The following is a 20211-nucleotide window of genomic DNA, read 5'->3' as shown; positions in this document are numbered from 1 at the left end:
TAAACGACAGCTATGGGGCCGGGAAGGCCCGTTTGTCACGCGGCGGGACGTAGAAGTTCGAGCGTGACGCAACCTCGATGAATTCCAGCAGCCCGTTGTTCTGCCGGTCCCGGAGTTCCTCGTGTTCTTCCCGGAGCCACCAGCCGTTCATGGCGTCGCGGACTTCCTCGAAGTCCCGCGGGCGTTCCTGGAGCGAGAGGAAGTGAATCCCGGCCTGGCCGCCGTCAATCGTGTTGAAATCCCGGCGGAGAATAATCGGCTCCCCGTCCTTGCGGGCGCGGGCGACCTTCTCGAAGTGGCCGACCGCTCCCTCGCTGCTCGCGTGCTCCCGGACCATGTCGGCGAAGGGGAGGTCGCCCCTGTCGATGTCCTCCGGAGAGAACTCCGCCGAGAACAGTCGCTTGACGCGGTCGGACTGGGCGAGCTCCCACCAGTTGTCGAAGGCCTCGTTGATTCGCGAGAGGTGTATCGTCGTCCCGCCGGCGTAGGGGCCGTCGTCAATGGTGACGCGGTCCTCGCTGGCCTGCGTACCGGACCGGCCGGCGAAAAAGCCAGAGAACATATACGACTCCTCGGGAATATCGGCGGGGACGCCTTCCGCGTCGGCGTGGGCTGACGGGAGTCCCGCACCGATGAAACCGCCGCGACGGTCGGCGATGGAGAATACATCGCCGAGTCGGCCCTGAATCTCCGCGTCCGCGAGCGTTGGCCGCGTATCAAACATCGCTGACTCGGCGGCTGTGAGGGTTGACGGAACGTCGCTCGCAAGGACGAGCATGGCGTCGAAAGACTGCAGGTCGGGGTCGTCCGTCCGGGAGAGGACCTGTGGGCTGCGTATCGGCGAGGAGCCAAGCGACCCGTAGGTGTCGAAGTAGCTCGTCCCCCAGGCGAGCATGTGCAGGAGTCCCCCGCTGTTGAACTCGTAGGCGTCTTCCAGTGTCCGCATCGCCAGTTCGACGGTTTCCGCGGCCGCGTCCGATGGCTCGGTGTCGAGGTCGAGCATGAACAGTCGGAAGTGACGGGGAAGCAGATCGTTGCCGGTGTCGTCGCTCCGGAGATGCTCATTCCAGGCGTGTTGGCGTATCGGGAGTTCGTCGGCCCGCGGGTTCGGGGCGAGGTCGCCCGTCGGCGACTCCGCTTGCCTGGCCAGCAGGGACGAACAGCCGCTGAGACCGGCCGCTCCGGTGAGTGCGGAGAGCCGAAGCAGCAGCCCGCGGCGCGAAGTCATGGTATGGTATTACAAGGGAAGGGGTACGCAGAGAAAAACTTTGTCGCAGGAGAACAGGTCATAACGGTTTTTTACTTGTCAGTCCGTACCACACTCCATGCTAAATATCCTCATGCATACGGAATCGGGACTGGACCTCCCGTTTCCACCCGACATGGGCGCGGCGGTCCTCGGTGTCGGGCTGGTCGTCCTCGCCGTCATCACGTACGATATCTATCAGCAGCACTGGACCGGAGAAGGAACCTGATGGCCACCGAACGATCGAACTCCCGGTTGACCGCCGTTTCACTCCTCGGATATCTCCGAATTCTGGTTTACACCCTCGCTACGCTGCTGGCGCTGTCACTGCTTGTCGTCGGTACAATCGGCCTCATCGCCGAACTCAAGGGAAGCTGGCACTGGCAGATTCACCTCGAATCGACTATCAGCTACATCGGTCTGTTCGTCAGCCGTCTACTGGTCGCCCTCGTCCCGCTCTACGTGGTCCTCGTCGTCGGTCGGCGGGTGATCCCGGATGCGTGAGCGGCTGCGCGCGAACCCCTTCGGCGTCGTCGCGGCGGCCTCGGTCACGCTCCTTTGCGTGCTGGTCGCGGGCGCGGGGGCCGTCGCGGTCATCGCACGGTCGGTCAACTCCTGGCGGTCGCTCTTTTTGATGGAACAGACCATGGCGTTCCTGCTGCCCACGGTGAAGGTCCTGCTGGTCGTCGGGATCGTCGCCAGCATGGGGCTCGTGCTCCGAATCCGGTAGCCGCCCTGCTACCCGATCTGAGCGATGATCTCGTCTTCGAAGCGGACGAGCCCCTCGCAAATGAGTGCCGCTGCGAGGAACAGCCCCTCGTCGGCCTCTTCGCGCATCTCGTCGGCGAAGTCGACGACCCACTCGCTGAGGTGTTGCTCGATGAACACCCGCTCGTAGCCGACGGTCTCCTCGTCGCCCTCGCGCTGGCGTTCGATGAGGTACCGCAGGAACGCCAGTTCGACAGCGACGAAGTCGTCCTCTTCGGGGTAGTCCTCCGGGGGTGCCCATCCCGCCGCGGCGTAGCTGGCATCGACCTCGGCGAGTCCCTCGCCGATGAACTCCGTGTCCTCGCGGTAGTTCGTCTCGTGGGGTAACACCGGCGGCCGCGGGCCGACGAGCAGGTTCGTGTACTCCCGTTCGAGGTCGTCCTGCACCACCGAGACTGACCGGTCGGCGTTCTCGTCTATCCACGCCTGCAACAGCTCGAAACCTTCGTCGAGCTGGTCGTTGATAGAGTCCTGGGGCAGTTGTACGTCGCCACTCAACAGCCGCTCGACGAACGCTTCCTCGGGCACGTCCCAGAACACGTCGATGACGAAATCAACCAGTTCGAGGCGGGCTTCATAGACGGCCGCGTCGTTCATCGTTTCTCCCCCTGATCGAACAGCAGGCGACTCCGACAGTCGCTACAGTACTCGAAGACGCTGTGGTCGGCGTCGGGGGCCAGCCCCTCGACCTGGTCGCCGACCTCTTCCTCGATTTTGTCGGCGGATGCGACGCTGGTAAAGGGTTTCCCACAGCGGACGCATTCAAGCATATCGCCCTCGTGGACGGTCACCCAGGTCTCGCCGCCCCTGTTTTCGGGGAGCAGGGAGAGGTCCAGCCCGTCGTGCATCGTAATCGCCGTCTCCGGACAGCCCTCCTCACAGAGACCGCAGTTAACGCAGTCCGTGTGGTTGAACGCCAGCTCGCCCTCGCCGGTCCGCTGGATGGCGTCGGTCGGACAGAGGTTCGTACAGGTCGGCGTCAGCGTACACGCGTCGTTGACGTCCATGACGCCGAAGTCCTTCAGCCCGCGAATCACCTCGCGTTCGGGTTCGACGTGATCGAGGATGGTCCGCACGCTCTCTAGGGTCCAGCCATGGCTGTCGAAGTCCGGATTGGGGCGTGGCTCCTCGCGGTCGGTGTCGCTGCGGCCCGTCGCCTCGTAGTCGCCGGCGGGAATCGGCGTCTCGTCCAGCCCGAACTCGACAAAACCGGACAGCGATTCGACGAAGGCCTCGGGGTTGCCGGCCTCGGGCGCGAAGAAGCCCACTCGGTCACCCAGCCCGAGGTCGGTCGTCGCCTGATTGAGCCGGTCGACAAGCTCTTGCTTGGGGTCCGGACCGGAGTGCAAACAGGAGCCGCCACAGCCGACAATAGCCACGCCGTCCGCACCGGCCGCGAGCGCGTGCATGACGTGGGCCTCGCCGACCGTGTCCGTGCAGTTGACAGAGACCGGGAGGATGGGTGGGTAGTCGAGGTCGCCCGACTGCACGGCCTTGCGCCCGTGGGCTCGCAGGCGTTCCATCGCGTACTCCGAGCAGACAAACGCAACGACCTGGGTGTCGATACCTTCGCTGTCGCCACGCGAAAACAAGCCCTCATCCGAATCGTCCTCCAGCAGTGCCTCGACTTCGCGCGCGAGCCGTCGGTTCGAAGGCTCGCGGAGCTGTGTCGCGCCCGTCGGACAGGCACTCGTACAGGCTCCGCAGTTCTCGCAGGCGGTCTCGTCGAACTCCACGGAGTCGATGGTCGGCCGGTCGACCGCGCCATGTGGGCAGGCGTCCACGCAGGCCGTACACCCCTCCTGGCTGGACGCGCCGGCGGCACAGACGTCCATCTCCAGGTCGAGGAACTGCGGCTTCTCGATGCCGCCGAGTTGGGATTCGACGGCGGCGACGGTGCCGGCGTCGACCGGCCCGGTGTAGAAGCCCAGCCGGCCGCCGCGGGCGTCGTCGCGGCCGCCGGGGTAGATGACCTGGTCGACCTCGACAGTATGGGTGACGCCGTCCAGGTCGATAGCGTCGGTCGGACAGGTGTCCGTCCACTCGCCGTCGGGCGCGTCCGGGTGGATGTCGACGGGGAACTCCGTCACCATTCCGTCCGGCCCCTCTCGAACGCAGTCCATGCAGTCGATACAGTCGTCGGTGACGCGGGCTTCCAACGTGAGTTCGTACTCGCCGTACGAGCCCTCGATATCGACGACGCGCCCGCGCTCCATCGTCACGTCACCGAGGCCTTCCACGTCGGCGAACTCCCGCCCATCCGCGATGAACGTCACGTTGGCGTCGTCGGTCAGCGACCGCGCCGCGCCGGGGTCACCCACGACAGCAACGCGGTTGCCTGCGTCTTTCGACACCGTCCGCGATGGCGCTTCTTCGCGGAGGCCGGCCCGCTTTGCATTGATGAGACGGGCCGTCTTGTCGGTGGCCGCTACCCCGTCGTGGACCCAAGCGTTGGTCTCCCGGTGGTCGACGAACACCGATGCCTCGGGATGAAGGCCGTGTTCGTCGGCAAGCCCGCGGATGCGGTCCTGACACGACGGTTCCGGCGTCGTCGCGATGACCTGATCGAGGTCGTACTCCTCGATGACTTGTGACATCCCGGCCAGGCCGTCCTGACAGAGCAGTTCGGAACTGGCTACGACGTCGACATCGTCGACACCGTCCCGTACCGCTTCGAGGTCGATATCACACGATCCCCCACAGGAACACACAAAAGCGCCCGTGTTCATTAATCATGCAAAACCCTGTCCCGGTAATAGACCTTGCGGAGTGTTCACACATCTATTCATGAATATAACCCCAAATATTTGGCCGGGTAGAAAATTTCATGAATTATTATGGCTAACTATGACACATTTTATCATGGATGACATCGAACTTGTGGCACGTCTAGAGAGACAATGACAAACCAAATTTCGTGGCAAACACGGACAGCATCGGTAATGGGTGGGCACCATTCACCATGAGTACACAACAGGAACCAGTCTCACTGGATCTCGACCGGCGCTCGTTCATGAAGGCGAGCGCCCTCGCAGGCGGGGTCGCTCTCGGCGTCAGCGGCGCTGGTCGAGCACTTCAGGAGGACGGCGAGGAAACGGACGGAACAGACACGGACACCGAACTGACCAAGACGATCTGCAACTACTGCTCGGTGGGCTGTGGCTTCCGTGGCGAGAAGGAGGGTAACTCCTTCGTCGGCATGGAGCCGTGGCACGAACACCCGATAAACTCGGGGTCGCTGTGCTCGAAAGGGGCCGGCATCTACGAGACCGAACACTCCGAGAAGCGCCTCAAACACCCGATGATTCAGGAGGACGGGGAGTGGCGCAAGCTCGGCTGGAACGAGGCCTACGACCGTCTGTCGACCGACATCCGGGCACTGTGGCCCGATGACGACACCTCGCCGGACGAGGCCGTCGACGTCGACGCGGAGCACAGCCGCGAGAGCGTGATGTTGCTCGGCAGCGCCCACCACTCCAACGAGGAGTCCTACGCCATCCGGAAATTGGCGGCGTTCATGGGCACGAACAACATCGACCACCAGGCGCGTATCTGTCACTCCACGACGGTCACGGGGCTGGCAAACACCTGGGGCTATGGCGCGATGACAAACACCGTTCAGGACTACCGGAACTTCGACCTGAACATCATCATCGGCCAGAACCCCGCCGAGGCACACCCCATTGCGATGCAGCACATCCTCGAAGGACAGAAACGCGGCGGGACCATCCTCAATCTGGACCCGCGGTTCACGAAGACGTCGGCCCACGCCGACGAGTTCATGCGGTTCCGGCCGGGGACCGACGTGGCCCTGATGATGGGCATCATCAAAGAGCTCCGCGACAAGCACGGGCTCGCGACGGACCCCGACGCGGACGAAACTGGGCAGAATATGCTCACTGACCGCGTACAGGGGTGGGAGGACGTCGACGCTGAGCTCGACGAGTACGACAAGGAAACCGTCGAGGAGATCACCTGGGTCTCCGCCGAGGACATCGAGCGCATCGCCGACATGATCGACGAGGCCCGGCCACACGTCCAGATCGAGTGGGCGATGGGCGGGACCCAGCACAACAACGGGACCCAGAACATCCGCTCGTACGCGATGACGAGCCTGGCCTCCGGGAGCGCGGCCCGGAGCGGTGGCGGCCTGCAGGTCATGCGGGGGCACGCGAACGTCCAGGGGGCGACCGACCTGGCCGTCGCGAGCCACATCCTGCCCGGCTACTACGGCCTCACGGCCGGCGGGTGGTCGTGGTGGGCCGAAATCTGGGACCACACCCCGGAGACTAGCGGCTCAACGTCCTTTGCGGATATGTACGACCGGTTCGAGCTGATGCCGCCGGACAAGTACGTCCGCCAGAGTCCGGTGTATGAGGGCAACGAGGACGCGGACTCGCTGCCGCCCAACACCGACCACGGCCCGGAGAACCCGGCCGAGAACTCGATGATGTTCCAGAACGGGCTCACGGTGGCCCGCTGGTTCGAATCGGCGCTCGACCAAGGGGACCGGTACCAGGAGACGCCGATATACCAGCCCGACCAGACGAAAATCGCGTTCTTCTGGGGGCACTCGGCGAACTCCATCAGCGAGATGGAGCAGATGAAAGAGGGCATGGAGAACCTCGACCTGCTGGTCGTCATCGATGTGTTCCCCTCAGTTGCGAGCGTGCTGCCGGATTACGAGGACGGCCCGCCGGTGCTGCTGTTGCCGGCGTCCAGCCAGTACGAACACTACCGGTCGCTGACCAACACGAACCGGTCGGTGCAGTGGTCCGAACCGGTTCGCTCGCCGGCACATAACTCCAAGCCGGATCTCCAGATCATGCAGGAGCTGGCCGGCTATCTGGGTTTCGGCGAGCACTTCGACTGGGGCGCGGGCTCGGATCTGTACAACGGCAAGTCCTCGTACGAAGGTGTCGTCCGCGAGTTCAACCTCGGGACGAACACCATCGGCTACCGGCAGACGCCCGAACGGCTCCAGCAACACCTGGAGTACGACTACGCGTTCTCCAACGAGGATCTCAAAGGTGCCGAAGGAACACCTGTCGCCGGCGAGTACTGGATGCTCCCCTGGCCGTGCTGGGGCGAGGACCATCCGGGGACTCCGATTATCTGGAACGACGACTTAGACCCCAACAACGGGGGTCAGGACTTCCGGACCCGCTGGGGCGTCTCGGCACCCACCCCGGAGGACTGGGACGGTATGCCGACCGACGACGAGTACCCGATGCAGGAGACGCTGAACGCCGTCGGCGATCGCTACGAGAGCCAGGAAGAGGCCCTGGACCTGACGCGTGCGCCGTACGATCCCGAATGGGCCGACGACGACGACACGGCCTCGGACGGGATGATTCACGGCATCCCGGAGTATCCGGGTTGGAAGGTGACGCCGCCACAGAGCCTCATCGACCCGAACCAGGAGGTCCAGCCGGACGAGCTCACCATCCCACAGCAGTACGCGCTCGACAACCAGGAGTCGGTGTACACGGCCGCACAGGCGCTGAATAACCCCGACACCGGGAGCGCGGTATTCGATAATTATCTCGAAACGATGATCGGCGAGGGGGTCGACCCCGAGTTCTACGAGGAGTACGACTACGCCCAGCCAGATGCCCCGACGGGACGGGGCCGGGCGCGAGCCGTGGTCTGGAGCTTCCTCGACAAGGTACCGGTCCACCGCGAGCCCATCGAGGGGCCGGACACGGAACTGCTGTCGGAGTGGCCGGCCAACGGCCAGCAGCGGAACTTCTACCGGCTCGACCAGAACAACCTTGTCGAGCAGGAACGGGCCACGGACATCATCCACAATCAGGACGACGGCCCGGATCTGGACACGATAATGACCAGTGGGCGACAGGTCGAACATCAGGGCGGCGGTGCGGAGACGCGGAACAACATCCACACCGCGGACCTTCAGCCACACATGTACGCGGAGATAACGCCGAACAAGGCAGAGGAACTCGGTGTCGACGGCGGCGACCTCGTCGTCATCTCCTCGACGGACCGCGGCTCTGTGCTGGTGAAAGCCCGGGTGACGGACCGGCCCAACGACCAGGAAATCTTCCTGCCGTACCACTGGGGCGGCGTGTTCAAGGGCGAGAGCTTAGAGGACAAGTATCCCGATGGCCACGTCCCCTACGCGATCGGGGACTCAGCGAACGCCATCACGTCTCGCGGCTACGACGTGGAGACCCAGATGCAGGAGACGAAAGTATCGATGGTCGCGGTCAATCCGGCGACACCGGAGGTACTGGACCGGTACAACATCGACGTGGACCTCGACTTCGACTTCCCGCAGGACGTGAACGACGTCGGGACACAGAAGGACTTCGACGTCCGTGACAACTCGACGGTGCAATGAGGTGAGCTAGTATGTCAACAGGCAATGAAGTGATGCACGACGGCGTGATGAGTACCGGCGAGGACGCGCGTATCTTCCCGGATGTCGAAGCGTGCATCGACTGTGGCGGCTGTGTCGTCTCCTGTAAACGAACGTGGGACGTTCCCCGTGACGAACAGCGAATCAGCATCGCGACGATGCTCGAAGGCCAGGAGGCCGCATCAGGGCTCAATGCCAGCAGCGGCCAGGCGATGGGCCAGGGCGAATCACCTGGCGAAACGGCGGTGCCGATGCAGTGTTATCACTGCTCGAACGCGCCGTGTGTCTCGGTGTGTCCGACCGACTCGCTCATCTCGAAGGAGAACGGGTTCGTCCGGGTCCGTGACGACCTCTGTATCGGCTGTCAGTACTGCCTGTCGGCGTGTCCCTTCGGCGCGCCGCAGTTCCCGAACGAGGATAGCGGGGTCGCCAACCTCGTCGGCAGCGGTGGCAACATGGACAAGTGTACCATGTGCGAGGAGCGCCAGGACGTCGGCAAAGGACCGGCCTGCGCCGAGGAGTGTGCCACCGACGCCATCCTGGTCGGGACGCCGGCCCAGATATCGGACGAACTGGACAACCGGGACAGCGGCACGTTCTTCAACGACGTGGCCATGGACATCATCTTTGGCGAGGACGCCAGTGAGTTCCAATGACAGACAGGGACGACTTACCGGAGGTAAACGGCTACAGCCGCGCCTCGGTGCTCGTCAGCACGGTCGTCGGCCTCGTGGTCGCGGGGCTGTCGCTGTTCTGGGCACAGGGCTTTCGAGTCGGCTACGAGTCGCTGTACCGGGTCAATCCAAGCGTCGAAGGGGGCGGCATCGGCTCGGACTGGGTGTTCGGGAACACCATCCCGGCACTCGATTTCCTCATCGCGCTCATCCACGCGGCCGACGTCATCATGGGCGCGTTCATCCTCGTGATGGTGTTCGTCCACTGGGCGGCGTTCCAGCGGCTGGCCGACCAGATGCGCGAACCGGGCGAGGACGTCAGCGAGGCCGTCGCGGCCGACGGCGGCTCGCCGGCCGGCGGCGACCAGGGAGGTGACGGCGCGTGAGCAATCTCGACCACGGGAAGTTCACGCGCGTGACGACCCTGTTCCACTCGCTGCTGGGGCTGGACGTGTTCCTGCTGTTTTTCACCGGCTACGCCATCATGTTCAACGACGAACTGTGGTGGATGCTGACGCTGATGGGCGGGGCGTCCGGCGTGACGGCGATCCACCGAATCACCGGCATTGGGCTGGTCGCGCTCGTCGTCTTCTGGATCACCCTGCAGCTGATCTCCTCAACCGGTCGGAGCAACTTCTCGAAGATCCTTCCGGCGAAAGACGACATCGACGCGTTCATACAGGACATCCAGTTCGTCCTGGGCCGGGCCGACGAACGCCACCCGAGCGCGCGCCAGTTCGCCGGCGACAAGGCCGACGAGGTGCCGCTGCTGTCCTACATCGGGAAGGGCGTCGTGGCAATCTTCTCCATCGAGCTGACCCTGCTTGCGATTTCGGGGCTGCTCATCTGGAGCAAGACCGGCCTCGCGGCGATGTTCCAGACCAAGGCGGCCGCGATGGCATTCGTCACGTTCCACGGCCTGCTGGGCGTCATCATGCTGATGGGGGTCATGTTCCACGTCTTCGAGCACGGGATGCACCCAGCCTTCTACCCCGTCGAAACGAAGGCGTTCATTCCCCGAAGCATGGTGCCCGAACACCACGGCGATGACGACGAGGAACCGGACACCACGGGGATCGAACGCCTCTCGCTGTCCCCGTCTTGGCGAACCGTCTCGACCATCTTCGGCGCGATGACCGTCATCGGCATTGTCTCCGTGCTCATCGGGAGCATCTTCGACGAGGGGTATCCGGTGCCCCGGGAACTCGCTATCGGCGGCGGGCCGTCGAGCATCCTGCTGACCATCGGTATCAACCTCGGAATGGTCGTTCTCGGTGTCGGGCTCGTGCTGTCGATGTACGGGAACGTCCTGCGCATCCGTTGGGAACAGCAGCTAGAGGAGGAGCGGGAACCGCCAGCCGCGGCCGACGGGGGCGAACCCCAGACTGACGGCGGCCAACCCGAAGCGGACGACGCTGAGTCCGAGAACTAAATCGCCCGCGCGCCGTTTTTTGCTGTGTGACTACGCGATCAGTGCCTGTCCTTCAGGAGATAGTTCAACGTCGACGTCCTGCCGGGTCTGCTCTTGAATCTGGTTCAGGTTCCGAGTCAAGACCTGAAGGATGTCTTTCGGCTCTGGGTAGACGAGCATGTTGCCGTCGCCGTCCTCCATGACCAGCTGTGTATCGGAGAGAGCGACCTGATCGCCCTCTATGCTGGCGACGATGACATCCAGTGCCTCCGCGCCGCCGGGGTCGCCTTCCGTCACCTTCGTAATGTAGAGCGCATCGAGCCCAATGAGGTCCTTGTACTCCCGGACCTGTTCGGCACAGGCGACCATGTCCTGTGTCACAGCCGTCTTTTGCTCGTTCCCGTGATCCCCCTCGTAGCAGTGTTTACAGATTCGCAGTTCGAGACGCATGCCCCTGACTATGTGACTGGGTCTCATTACCGTTGTGGCGGGGGCCGCTCAACCACTAGTGTTTACTGTACTGGTGTGGAATGGTATCATATGGCATCAGCGCTCAACGCGGTGTATCTAGCACTGGTCGTAGTCGTCGGCGTCGTCGGAACGCTGTTCGTCGCAAGTATCAGGTCCGCCGACGTGCGGTCCCGGTGGCTCGAACTGTCATCGATCGGGGTCGTGGTACTGTTCCTGCTGGCCCTGGGCGTCCAGTTCCTCGCGTAACCGTATAACCCCGATTGCCGGGAGACACTGCCGGAGCGATAGCTGCCGTTGTGTGTCTGCCAAGCAATATCTACAGACGGATAGTTCGGACTCTAACTCAGCACCAGCCAAATATAATTACTTCTACCCAGTTTTATGGGTATATTTTCTCCCGATCTAGTTTCTAAGTACTGGAATGATACTATATATCGGAGACTTGTATAGAAATACAGAATTTGAATGTACTACTTCGAAATCTGGTGATTTTGGCTACTACTTAGAACGCATTCAGTTATAAGAAGCCGATAGTCGATGTGCTTCGTTTAGAGTAACAGTCGTACATCCATTATTGGAATAGGGACTGCATCAGGGCCCTGGTAGTATCTAGTCCCACATGGTGTAAGATAGCGGTGGAATGCCGTTCACTTATCATGAATGATACGCATGGGGAATTTTGTCAAACAAAATCAAAAACTATTATATATGAGTTGGAAGCAGGAACTCGTGCCTACTCGTTCGTGTCGTGGGACGGAAACACAGGTTCGAACGCTTTCAAGATAGACTTCGAGTAACTTCTTGACTGGTCTGTCCTGCAATCACTGGCCGAAAACGGCGCTATTGCCGACATACGTTGTTTAATTATCGCCTCCACAAGACTGTACTACCGTTCACCTTTTCCGAACGCTGCCGTCACGAATAGGTAACGTTCAGTTCGATAACGTTGGCGACCTCCAGTACTTTCTGTGGGAGTTCCTCGCGGAACCGATCGCCACGGAACCGATTTGTCGGTCCTGAAACGCTGATCGCACCGATAACTTCGTTGTCGTGGTTGAGCACTGGGGCAGCGACACAGCGGAGCCCTTCGAGACGCTCTTCGTCGTCGAAAGCGACGCCGCGGTCCCGGATGTCCGCTAGCTCCTGCTCCAGTTCCGCTCTACTACTGATCGACTTGCTGGCCTCCCCGCCGAGTCCATGGCGGTCGACGATCGCATCGACCCGTTCGGTCGACATGTGTGCGAGAATCGCTTTGCCCAGCGCTGTCGTATGAAGCGGAACGCGTGTTCCGACGTGGGCTTTGACCCGCACGGCTTTGTCTCCCCGGGCGCGGTACAGGTACGACCCGCGGCCGTGTTCTTCGACGAGAATATTCGCGAGTTCACCGGTTTCTTCGGCCAGTCGGTCGACCTCTGGCTTCGCAATCTCGAATAGTTTCTCCCGGTAGCGGGCGTATGCTCCCAGTTCCAGAAACCGGAGCCCTACCTCGTACACACCGTCCCTGTTGACAACGTACTCCTCCTGTTCCAGCGTGCTCAGATAGTTGTGAACCGTGCTCTTCGGGATGTCGAGATGCTGGGCCAGTTCGGTGACACCGGCTCCGTCGAGATCTTTCAGTGCGTCAAGTACCTCGAACGTCGTCTCGGCGGATTTGACTGGGTTTTGAGCGGTCTTTGCCATACCAGGTTATGGTACGCCCTAGTATTAAACAGTTGTTCAAACATCTGGGACGGAGCGTGTAGTCAAGCGAAGGTTGACAAAGCTCCGTCGGCACAAATTCCCACAGCAGACCGGCACATGGGCACGTAATCGGAACCAGTCGTGGGCTGGGTGGGTATCACGCTGTGAAACCCGTGCGGCGGTTCCCAGCGAGACTGCAGTCCTGCTCCCGGTTCACTAGCCGCTCAGACGACCGTGACGGGATTTTTCAGCCTCCCGATGGACTCGATGTCGATGGTAACTTCGTCCCCTTCTTGCAGCGTAAAGTCGTCGTCGGGAACGAGCGAGGTCCCGGTAAGTAGCACCGACAGTTCTGGGACCGCGTTGTGCGCGGTGTAGTACGAGACGAGTTCCTCGCAGGTTCGTTTCATCTCGCTGGTGTTGGTTTCCCCGCGGTAGACGCGTTCGCCGTCCCGGTGAATCGACATCGAGAGCGTCAGTGAGTGCGGGTCTTCGATGTCCGTGACGACGGCCGGGCCGACCGAGCAACAGCGGTCGTACACCTTGGCCTGGGGGAGGTACAGCGGGTTCTCCCCCTCGATAGACCGACTGCTCATGTCGTTGCCGATGGTGTAGCCGACGATTTCTCCCTCGTAGAGAACGATTGCGAGCTCTGGCTCGGGCACGTCCCAGTCTGAGTCGGCTCGGATACCGACCGCTTCGTCGGGGCCGACAGTCCGATTGGGCGTCGACTTGAAGAAGATCTCCGGTCGCTCCGCGTCGTGAACGTACAGATACATCTCTGGCGTGTCGCTTTCCTCTGTCCGTGCTTCTTCGCTGATCTGGTACGTAACGCCAGCGGCCCAGATCTCGTCGGCAGTGACGGGATCGGCAGCATCGGCTTCGAGTCGCTGTTCGGACACCGTTTCAGCGGCATCGAGATGCCGGGCACTGAGTTCGTCCGGTGCGGTATCCGCAATCGAGGCCGACTTGAGGAGGTCACGGAACGTACTGAGTTGCGGTTTGACGCTGGTTAAATCGTACACATCGTCATTAGTTTCGACCACTAACCGCTGTGAGTTACCGTCGCGTAGCTGGTAGTACCTCATACAGAGTAGCAAACTGCAACAATACATTAATCTTGCGCTGCCAACGGTTTACTTCCCGCCTGTCGCAAGGGGACACTGACATTAGTTGTGGTGAGCATCAGCTAGCCTGCGGTAGACACATAGTCGGTACAAACGGCACTTTCACAGACGCACAAGGGAACCTTCCGTCGGTCAGTAATCCATTTCCACTCAGGCGAATTAGCGTTCAGTAATACGGAACAGTTTGAATGACAGACGTACATACGTTATTCTGGTGACCCGGTGAGCCAGTCGTGAGAAATGTACACATTACTCCTGGTCCAGTTCTGTAACGGAAAGTGATGTTAGTGGTCCGGTTCCGTATAGGGCCACCATTCCGCAGTTCAGCCGCTATTTGATATACAATTGTTAGAAAATTATTAATTAGGGTCCCGATCTGTCACTTTCTGTTCGAGATGGATCTAACGAACCACAAATCACATCTAAATTTGACTTGAGTTCCCTAAGTACTACCTATTTTCATAACTATATTCGGCTTTCTTACCCAGTAGCGCATATACAATCAGCCTTAATCAATTTCTAGCTCTATATTCTCTAACATAGGCCTACTTGTACAACAACTCACTCAGGAACCTGGAATATGCGAACAGTGTCCCGCTTTCCATCCATCGAATCTGCTTCGGTAAGCCCACAGTCTGTGAACACCGCGTTCCAGTCCCGATAGTACAGCGGGACGTTGTCGTCGACGTAGTTTACTTCACCCGGGTCGCCGCCTTCGTTCTCGACGGTAATCAACAGGTCATCGACAATCCGTGCCAGTTCCTCGAACGCCCAGTCGACGTCCGGGTGGAGATGCTGCAGCGTCTCGACGGAAAAGACGACATCGTACGTGTCGTCCGCGACATCTGTGACGAACTCCTCGATAGCCATCGCGTGGAACGAGCCGGTGGCTGCGAGGTCGGGGTATGTCTCAGCGAGGACGTCTAACGCATCAGCGTTGATATCGACTCCGGTCAGATCCGAGTAGCCGGCTTCAGACAATGCGGCGAGATGCCGCCCGGAACTGCACCCGACCTCAAGAATAGCTGCGTCCTGCTCGACATGCTCTGCAAGTATCGACTGCACTAGCTCACTCGTCTCGTCGGCTCCATAGTAGGCATAATACGCGGGGGAGTATTCGCCGGACCGGTCGGCCCACTCCTCGCGAATGTCGGTAGAGTCCACGGTCAAGTCGGGAGGGGAAGACGGAAAGTTCTGCCGGCTCGGTCGCAGCAGTGGTGGTTCGACCGAAAGACGCAACAGCCACCCAGACGACTGATATGCCATGGTCTGGAAAGTGATGCCGGACTTCGAGGGGTACGACGAGGCCTGCGAGCAGTTCACCTGGGACCTCCCGTCGTCGTACAATCCGGCGGTCGATTTTCTGCAAAAACACGACGATCTCGACAGGGTGGCGCTCGAACAGGCGTACCCCGACGGGCGGCGCGAACAGTACACGTTCCGCGAACTGGACGAGCTATCGGACAGGCTCGCGGCGGGGTTGGCCGATCTCGGGGTCGAGGCCGGCGACCGGGTCGGCGTCGTCGTGCCACAGAAGCCACAGAATCCGATCACACACCTAGCGAACTGGAAGCTCGGTGCCGTCTCGGTTCCGCTGACGGTCCTCTTTGGGACGGACGCGCTCCGGTATCGGCTGGACGACGCTGGCGCGACCGTCGCCGTTATCGACCCGGCCGTGCGCGACGATATCGATGCAGTCCGGGGCGACTGTCCAGCGCTGGAACACGTCGTCGAGATCGAAACCGACGCGCCAGCGGGGGACGTTCGCGCCTTCGAGAACGTGCTCGCCGCGCCGGAAAACACCGATATCGAAGCCTACGACTCCACGCCGGACACCGACACGGCGATACTGTACACGAGCGGGTCGACGGGGCCGCCAAAGGGCGTCCGGCACTCACACGCGCTCTGGCTCGGCCGAGCCGCAGCCGCATACAACTTCTTCGATCAAGGACTGGGACCGGATGCGACGGTCTGGACGCCCGCAGACTGGGCCTGGGGCGCGGCGCTCGGGGGGACGCTCTTCGCGACGTGGCACCACGGCGGAACTATCGTCGGCTACCCCGCTTCGGGGTTCGAAGCCGAGGAGGCGTTCAGCCTGCTTTCTGAGTTCGGCGTTACTCGGTCGTTCCTGCCGGCCACTGCACTCCGAATGCTGATGGACGTCGAGGACCCGACGGCGGCGTACGACCTCGCCATTGAGACGTTCGCCGTCGGCGGCGAATCGCTGACGCCCGAAATCGTCGACTGGGTGGCGGAGACGTTCGACTCCGTCACCATCAACGAGTTCTACGGCCAGACGGAACTGAACCTCGTCGTCGCCAACAACTCGAACTGGTTCGATACCCAGCCCGGCAGCATGGGGAAGCCGTTACCGGGGTACGACGTGGCGATACTGGACCCCGAAGCCGCCGACAGCGGCGCTGCTGAGCCGCTCTCGGCCGGCGAACTCGGTGAGATAGCGCTCCGACCCCACGACCGTTCGGTGTTCTTCGACGAGTACTGGAATATGCCAGACAAAACCGCAGCCAAGGAAGTTGAGGGCTGGTTCGTCACTGGCGACCTGGCCCGCCGGGATGGCGACGGCTACGTCTGGTTCAAATCGCGCAAGGACGACGTCATCATCACCAGTGGCTACCGCGTCGGGCCGATGGAGGTCGAGAGCGCAATCCTCGAACACCCCGACGTGGTTCAGGCCGGCGTCATCGGCGTGCCAGACGACACACGTGGCGAGATTATCAAAGCCTACGTCGAGGCAGCCAAGGACGCACCGGACCACGAGACGCTTCGGACAGAAATCCGGTCCGTCGTCAGAGAGTCCCTCGCCGAGTACGAGTACCCTCGCGAGATCGAGTTCGCCGATGCGTTACCACAGACGACCAGTGGGAAAATCCGGCGGAAGGAACTGCAGAAGTGGAACGCTGACGACAGCGCCGGCGGGTCACCGTAGTCTCCGGTGTTTCCATCTATAGCCATAGAATGTCCAATATCGGCTAGTAATTCCAGATTTGATGGAGACAATTATAAAAACCGGCATTTATGCAACGCTGTGGGCAGAATAAAGATACAAATATATAATATTTGGATCTATATACACATATATCATTCAATTTTGGTAAAGTACCACTATATACGCAAATATTTCGTCTTTTTCGCAGTATGGACTCATAACCGAGACAATCTAGCTGATGATTGGTCTGTTTCAGTCACCAGCTATACAGGCCAGCCGCCGGGCTACGTGCAGACCAGGTTGATAGGTCGCCACAAAAACACCAGCAATACGACTGTTAGCGGATAGTGAATGTAGGTATGAATGGAACGGACAGCCAGGATGGCCCGGCGTTCGGACGCGGGTAATCCCGTTTGCCTCCTCCACCCCGCGACCCCACGAGCGACGGGTGTTCGATGGTCCGCTGCTCACTTCCGTGCCTGGCGGAGTGCCATCGTTTAACCACGTGGGCACACCCCTGCAGGTGCGACCACGCGGACCGCCGTCCCCGTGGGACGAGGCTTCCACGTTAGCTTACGGGGTCCACGTCCGTCAGACCGGACGCCCCCGGTGTTCGGTCCCCGCTCAAGACCACAGTGCGGGCGAGGAGGGGGGCCTAGCCCCCCGACCTAGTCCATCTGAAGGTCCGCCGCCGCCCCATAAGGGCCTTTCGGATGCGCCCACAGACCGCTGGACGACGCGCCGGTGAGCAGACCGGCCTACAGCAGGTCCAGCGCCCGTGCGAACCATGTCCCACCAACCGGGATGAGTATGCCCGAGAGGACGACACCCCAGCGGTGGTACTCCATCAACGTCGACTCAGTCAGCCCCAGCACGAGGCTCTCGGGGACAGTGATCGCCCAGAGGACACTGAGAGCAACGATGAACACGCCCATGCCGATGCTCGCGCCCGCCGCGATACTTGGGTCCGACCGCCCTTCGCGGCCAGCCGCCAACACGATGATGCAGACCAGTGCAAATACCCCGGGTAGTAGTGGAGATAGCGCCCCCGAACTGTAGTATGCCCCAACAGCACTCGTTGTTTCGACGAGGAAGTACGGGACAGCGAGTGCAAGGAGATACAGAACGCACCCGACGATGCCGACAGTCGGAGCGAGCCGCAAGTCGTCCATATCGTCGCTCAGTCCGGCGGCGTCTTAACAGCGACGTTCGAGCGAAACGAGGAAATGTCGGCTCTCCGTATCCGGGGCCATGGGACTGGGTTCCACCGCCAAAAAGATACAGAAGGTCGCCGACATCGCCGAGGACCTCTACAAGAAGGTCAACGAGCTGAAGACACAACTTGAGGACCTGCGAAGTACTGTCGACGAGACAAACACCCGCGTCGACGGAATGGAGCAGGAACTGGCCGAACAGCGCGCGCTCATCGAAGCACTCGCCGAAGAACGAGGTGTCGACACGGAGGCAGTCGTGGCCGAAGTCACCGCTGACACTGATAGCGACACAGCTAAAGCGGTTTCAGAGTAATCCCCCGACCGCGGTACCATCGACGCGGCGGAACCGGTTGGTTTAAATCATAACGTCATCATACCATTGTACGTAGGGCGCTTAGCTCAGCTTGGACAGAGTGCTTGGCTTCGGACCAAACCGTCGGGGGTTCAAATCCCTCAGCGCCCGTAACCTTTGTGCGAACGACAGGAGTACTGAGAAGTGTCGGCTGAGAGATTTGAATCAGGGAGGAGCTTGCTTCGACCGTGGCTCAAATCCCCCGGCTGCCGTAGCATCTTGTTGCGAGCGATTCGTCAGCAGCAAGGGTGCCATCTGGAGAAGTCATTTCTACGCGAATGACTGTGAGGTGGCCGTCCTGCTTTGCGGGAAGTGAATGCGAGAAGACCGGTACGGAGATTCCGAACCACACGTAGCGTCGCACAGGCCGCAAAACGTCGGTGTGTGTGGTCTCTCGTGACGAAATTGCGTCAGCGGTGGATCAGTCGTCGGCCGGTTCGACGACGCTTTCGAGTCCAGCCATCTCCAGACCGCCGCCGATGGTACGGTTCGGGTACGGGATGTTGATGTCTTCCGCATCGAACCGTTCCTTGACCGTCTTGACGTATTCGGCGCGGGTCTTGACGAAGTCCGCCCGGTTCGGGTCCTCAATCCAGATGCGTGACTGGAGGCCGACGGAGGAGTCGCCGAGTTCGACCAGCCGAACCGACGGTTCGGGGTCGTCCATAATCTCGGGGTGGTCTCGGGCCTCCTCAAGAATTATCTCCGTCGCCTTATCGATGTCGTCGTCGTACCCGATGCCGAACAGGAACTTCAGTCGAAGCTGTTCCTTAGCGACAGGGTTCTTGATGACGCCATCAGTTAGATTCGAGTTCGGCACGGTCAGCAGTTCGTTGTCGAAGGTCCGGACGCGGGTAACACGGAGGCTAATGTCCTCGACAACGCCGGAATTGCCGTCCCACTCGATCCAGTCGCCGATCCGGAACGGCTTGTCGGTGTAAATGAACACGCCGGCGACGAAGTTCTGGAGGACATCCTGCATCGCGAAGCCGATGGCCAGCGTCGCCGCCGCGGCGATGGTCGCCAGCGATTGCAGGAAGTTCCCGTACTCGGCCATCCCGAAGGCAACGGAGATGGCGACGAACACGATACCGATACTGACAACCTTCTTCAGCGGTCGCCGCGCGTGGGTATCGAGGTCGCGTGACTTGAGCGAGCGGTCGACGATGGGTAGAATGATCGCCTTCCCAAGGATGTAGACGAGGACGAAGACGAGGACGAAGACCGCCGCCGACGCGATGGAGCCGGCCGCCGGCACGCCGAACCCGTCGAGTAGTTCTGCGAGCGGTTGCACCTGCATCATTTCTCGAACACCGCGGTGTGGCCCCGCACCTGAATCACGTCGGCATTGACCATCTCAGCCAGGTCATCAGCGAGTTCCTCGGCCGTCGTGCCGCCCCGGGACGACCGGAGGAACTTCACTTTCACGAGGTCCGTGTTTTCCAGTTGGTCGTCGAGTTCGTCCGCGACGGATTCGATGCCGTGTTTGCCGACGCGGAGCGTCGCGTCGAGGTCGTGTATCCGCGACTGTCGAGAAGAATCACTCATGTACACCGTTTAGCGAGGACAGCCCCTTAAAACCAGTAGTCGTAAAGAATCCTCAGTCGTACGGATAGCGGGACTGTGCCCCACAGTCGCACGTGATGACGACGTGGCCGGACTGGGTTCGGGACCGGGCGTTGTGGCCGTGCAACAAGTACGTATCGCAGGCGTCACACGTCGACCGCTCGAACGACCGCGGCAGCCGCAAGCGGTGGCGCTCGGCGACGCGTCGAGCGCGCCGGACGTACGACCGAGCGCGCTCCTCGTTGCCGGCCTGGACGGCCTCACGAGCGAGCGACTGGAGGCGCTCGATCCGCTCGCGGGCGATAGTCGCCTCGTCCGTCATTGCCGGTACTGTGTCGGCGGCGGGAAAATGCCTTCCGAACGAGCTAGCAAC

General features: G+C 61.2%; 21 protein-coding genes, 1 tRNA gene and 1 other RNA gene. 11 read left to right on the top strand and 12 right to left on the bottom strand.

Features of this window, described 5'->3' with window-relative positions; genetic code table 11:
• Positions 1-10: 10 nt before the first annotated feature.
• Positions 11-1228, bottom strand: coding sequence for a DUF7405 family protein (locus tag C444_RS06970; protein WP_004591872.1), 1218 nt, complete (start codon positions 1226-1228; stop codon positions 11-13).
• A gap of 97 nt (positions 1229-1325) precedes the next feature.
• Here C444_RS06970 and C444_RS22220 point away from each other — a divergent pair, with 97 nt between their 5' ends.
• Genes C444_RS22220 through C444_RS06960 form a run of 3 tightly spaced genes read left to right on the top strand, consistent with a single transcriptional unit; the run spans position 1326 to position 1976 of the window.
• Positions 1326-1475, top strand: a complete 150-nt coding sequence (locus tag C444_RS22220) for a hypothetical protein (protein ID WP_004591871.1) — start codon at positions 1326-1328, stop codon at positions 1473-1475.
• Positions 1475-1750, top strand: coding sequence for a hypothetical protein (locus C444_RS06965; protein ID WP_004591870.1), 276 nt, complete (start codon positions 1475-1477; stop codon positions 1748-1750). The genes C444_RS22220 and C444_RS06965 overlap by 1 nt, the downstream gene beginning before the upstream one ends.
• Positions 1743-1976 carry a hypothetical protein gene (locus tag C444_RS06960; protein WP_004591868.1) on the top strand — a complete coding sequence of 78 codons (234 nt, stop codon included), beginning with the start codon at positions 1743-1745 and terminating at the stop codon, positions 1974-1976. The genes C444_RS06965 and C444_RS06960 overlap by 8 nt, the downstream gene beginning before the upstream one ends.
• An 8-nt stretch (positions 1977-1984) precedes the next feature.
• On the opposite strand, the gene C444_RS06955 is transcribed toward C444_RS06960, so the two are convergent.
• Together C444_RS06955 and C444_RS06950 are read right to left on the bottom strand one after the other, a co-directional pair.
• On the bottom strand, positions 1985-2611 hold the full coding sequence (locus C444_RS06955) for a TorD/DmsD family molecular chaperone (protein ID WP_004591867.1): 627 nt from the start codon (positions 2609-2611) through the stop codon (positions 1985-1987).
• Positions 2608-4743 carry a 4Fe-4S dicluster domain-containing protein gene (locus C444_RS06950; protein ID WP_004591866.1) on the bottom strand — a complete coding sequence of 712 codons (2136 nt, stop codon included), beginning with the start codon at positions 4741-4743 and terminating at the stop codon, positions 2608-2610. The genes C444_RS06955 and C444_RS06950 overlap by 4 nt, the downstream gene beginning before the upstream one ends.
• Before the next feature lie 233 nt (positions 4744-4976).
• Here C444_RS06950 and C444_RS06945 point away from each other — a divergent pair, with 233 nt between their 5' ends.
• Genes C444_RS06945 through C444_RS06930 form a run of 4 tightly spaced genes read left to right on the top strand, consistent with a single transcriptional unit; the run spans position 4977 to position 10502 of the window.
• Positions 4977-8378 carry a formate dehydrogenase subunit alpha gene (locus C444_RS06945; RefSeq protein WP_004591865.1) on the top strand — a complete coding sequence of 1134 codons (3402 nt, stop codon included), beginning with the start codon at positions 4977-4979 and terminating at the stop codon, positions 8376-8378.
• 11 nt (positions 8379-8389) lie between these two features.
• Positions 8390-9052: a 4Fe-4S dicluster domain-containing protein gene (locus tag C444_RS06940; protein WP_004591864.1), complete on the top strand. Its 663-nt coding sequence runs from the start codon at positions 8390-8392 to the stop codon at positions 9050-9052.
• Entirely contained in the window at positions 9049-9456 is a 408-nt protein-coding gene (locus C444_RS06935) for a hypothetical protein (protein WP_004591863.1), read from the top strand. Before C444_RS06940 ends, C444_RS06935 begins: the two co-directional genes overlap by 4 nt.
• Positions 9453-10502, top strand: coding sequence for a cytochrome b/b6 domain-containing protein (locus C444_RS06930; RefSeq protein ID WP_004591862.1), 1050 nt, complete (start codon positions 9453-9455; stop codon positions 10500-10502). Before C444_RS06935 ends, C444_RS06930 begins: the two co-directional genes overlap by 4 nt.
• Before the next feature lie 30 nt (positions 10503-10532).
• On the opposite strand, the gene C444_RS06925 is transcribed toward C444_RS06930, so the two are convergent.
• Positions 10533-10931, bottom strand: a complete 399-nt coding sequence (locus C444_RS06925; protein WP_004591861.1) for a hypothetical protein — start codon at positions 10929-10931, stop codon at positions 10533-10535.
• A 90-nt stretch (positions 10932-11021) separates the two neighbouring features.
• Here C444_RS06925 and C444_RS22215 point away from each other — a divergent pair, with 90 nt between their 5' ends.
• The gene (locus C444_RS22215) at positions 11022-11198 is read left to right on the top strand and encodes a hypothetical protein (RefSeq protein WP_004591860.1); all 177 of its coding nucleotides are present in this window, start codon (positions 11022-11024) and stop codon (positions 11196-11198) included.
• Positions 11199-11867: 669 nt separating this feature from the next.
• Here C444_RS22215 and C444_RS06920 read toward each other — a convergent pair.
• The 3 genes from C444_RS06920 to C444_RS06910 form a co-directional block, all read right to left on the bottom strand.
• Complete coding sequence (locus tag C444_RS06920; protein ID WP_004591859.1) at positions 11868-12632, bottom strand: IclR family transcriptional regulator; 765 nt, start codon at positions 12630-12632, stop codon at positions 11868-11870.
• A gap of 224 nt (positions 12633-12856) precedes the next feature.
• Positions 12857-13720: a fumarylacetoacetate hydrolase family protein gene (locus C444_RS06915; protein ID WP_049909208.1), complete on the bottom strand. Its 864-nt coding sequence runs from the start codon at positions 13718-13720 to the stop codon at positions 12857-12859.
• Positions 13721-14320: 600 nt separating this feature from the next.
• Positions 14321-14923, bottom strand: a complete 603-nt coding sequence (locus C444_RS06910; protein ID WP_004591857.1) for a class I SAM-dependent methyltransferase — start codon at positions 14921-14923, stop codon at positions 14321-14323.
• Between the two features lie 100 nt (positions 14924-15023).
• Here C444_RS06910 and C444_RS06905 point away from each other — a divergent pair, with 100 nt between their 5' ends.
• A complete protein-coding gene (locus C444_RS06905; RefSeq protein WP_004591856.1) occupies positions 15024-16706 on the top strand; it encodes an acyl-CoA synthetase in 1683 nt (560 codons plus the stop codon).
• Between the two features lie 366 nt (positions 16707-17072).
• On the opposite strand, the gene ffs is transcribed toward C444_RS06905, so the two are convergent.
• Positions 17073-17385: signal recognition particle sRNA (gene ffs, locus C444_RS21025), an RNA gene on the bottom strand.
• A gap of 79 nt (positions 17386-17464) precedes the next feature.
• A complete protein-coding gene (locus C444_RS06900) occupies positions 17465-17878 on the bottom strand; it encodes a DUF7548 family protein (RefSeq protein WP_004591855.1) in 414 nt (137 codons plus the stop codon).
• Positions 17879-17957: 79 nt separating this feature from the next.
• Between C444_RS06900 and C444_RS06895 the strand changes: the two genes are divergently transcribed.
• Entirely contained in the window at positions 17958-18233 is a 276-nt protein-coding gene (locus C444_RS06895) for a DUF5798 family protein (protein ID WP_004591853.1), read from the top strand.
• A gap of 75 nt (positions 18234-18308) precedes the next feature.
• Positions 18309-18383 (top strand) — tRNA-Arg (locus C444_RS06890).
• Between the two features lie 310 nt (positions 18384-18693).
• On the opposite strand, the gene C444_RS06885 is transcribed toward C444_RS06890, so the two are convergent.
• From C444_RS06885 to C444_RS06875, 3 genes are read right to left on the bottom strand one after another with little or no spacing between them, the layout of a single operon-like run.
• Positions 18694-19572, bottom strand: coding sequence for a mechanosensitive ion channel family protein (locus C444_RS06885; protein ID WP_004591851.1), 879 nt, complete (start codon positions 19570-19572; stop codon positions 18694-18696).
• Positions 19572-19820 (bottom strand): YhbY family RNA-binding protein, encoded by a 249-nt coding sequence (locus tag C444_RS06880; protein WP_004591849.1) that lies wholly within the window; start codon positions 19818-19820, stop codon positions 19572-19574. Before C444_RS06880 ends, C444_RS06885 begins: the two co-directional genes overlap by 1 nt.
• Before the next feature lie 52 nt (positions 19821-19872).
• Positions 19873-20160, bottom strand: coding sequence for a ribonuclease P protein component 4 (locus C444_RS06875; protein ID WP_004591847.1), 288 nt, complete (start codon positions 20158-20160; stop codon positions 19873-19875).
• Positions 20161-20211 lie beyond the last annotated feature (51 nt).

Source organism: Haloarcula japonica DSM 6131, from assembly GCF_000336635.1.
Classification (GTDB): Archaea; Halobacteriota; Halobacteria; order Halobacteriales; family Haloarculaceae; genus Haloarcula; species Haloarcula japonica.
The sequence above is the reverse complement of the archived record's forward strand: the minus strand, read 5'-3'. Positions and strand labels throughout refer to the sequence as shown.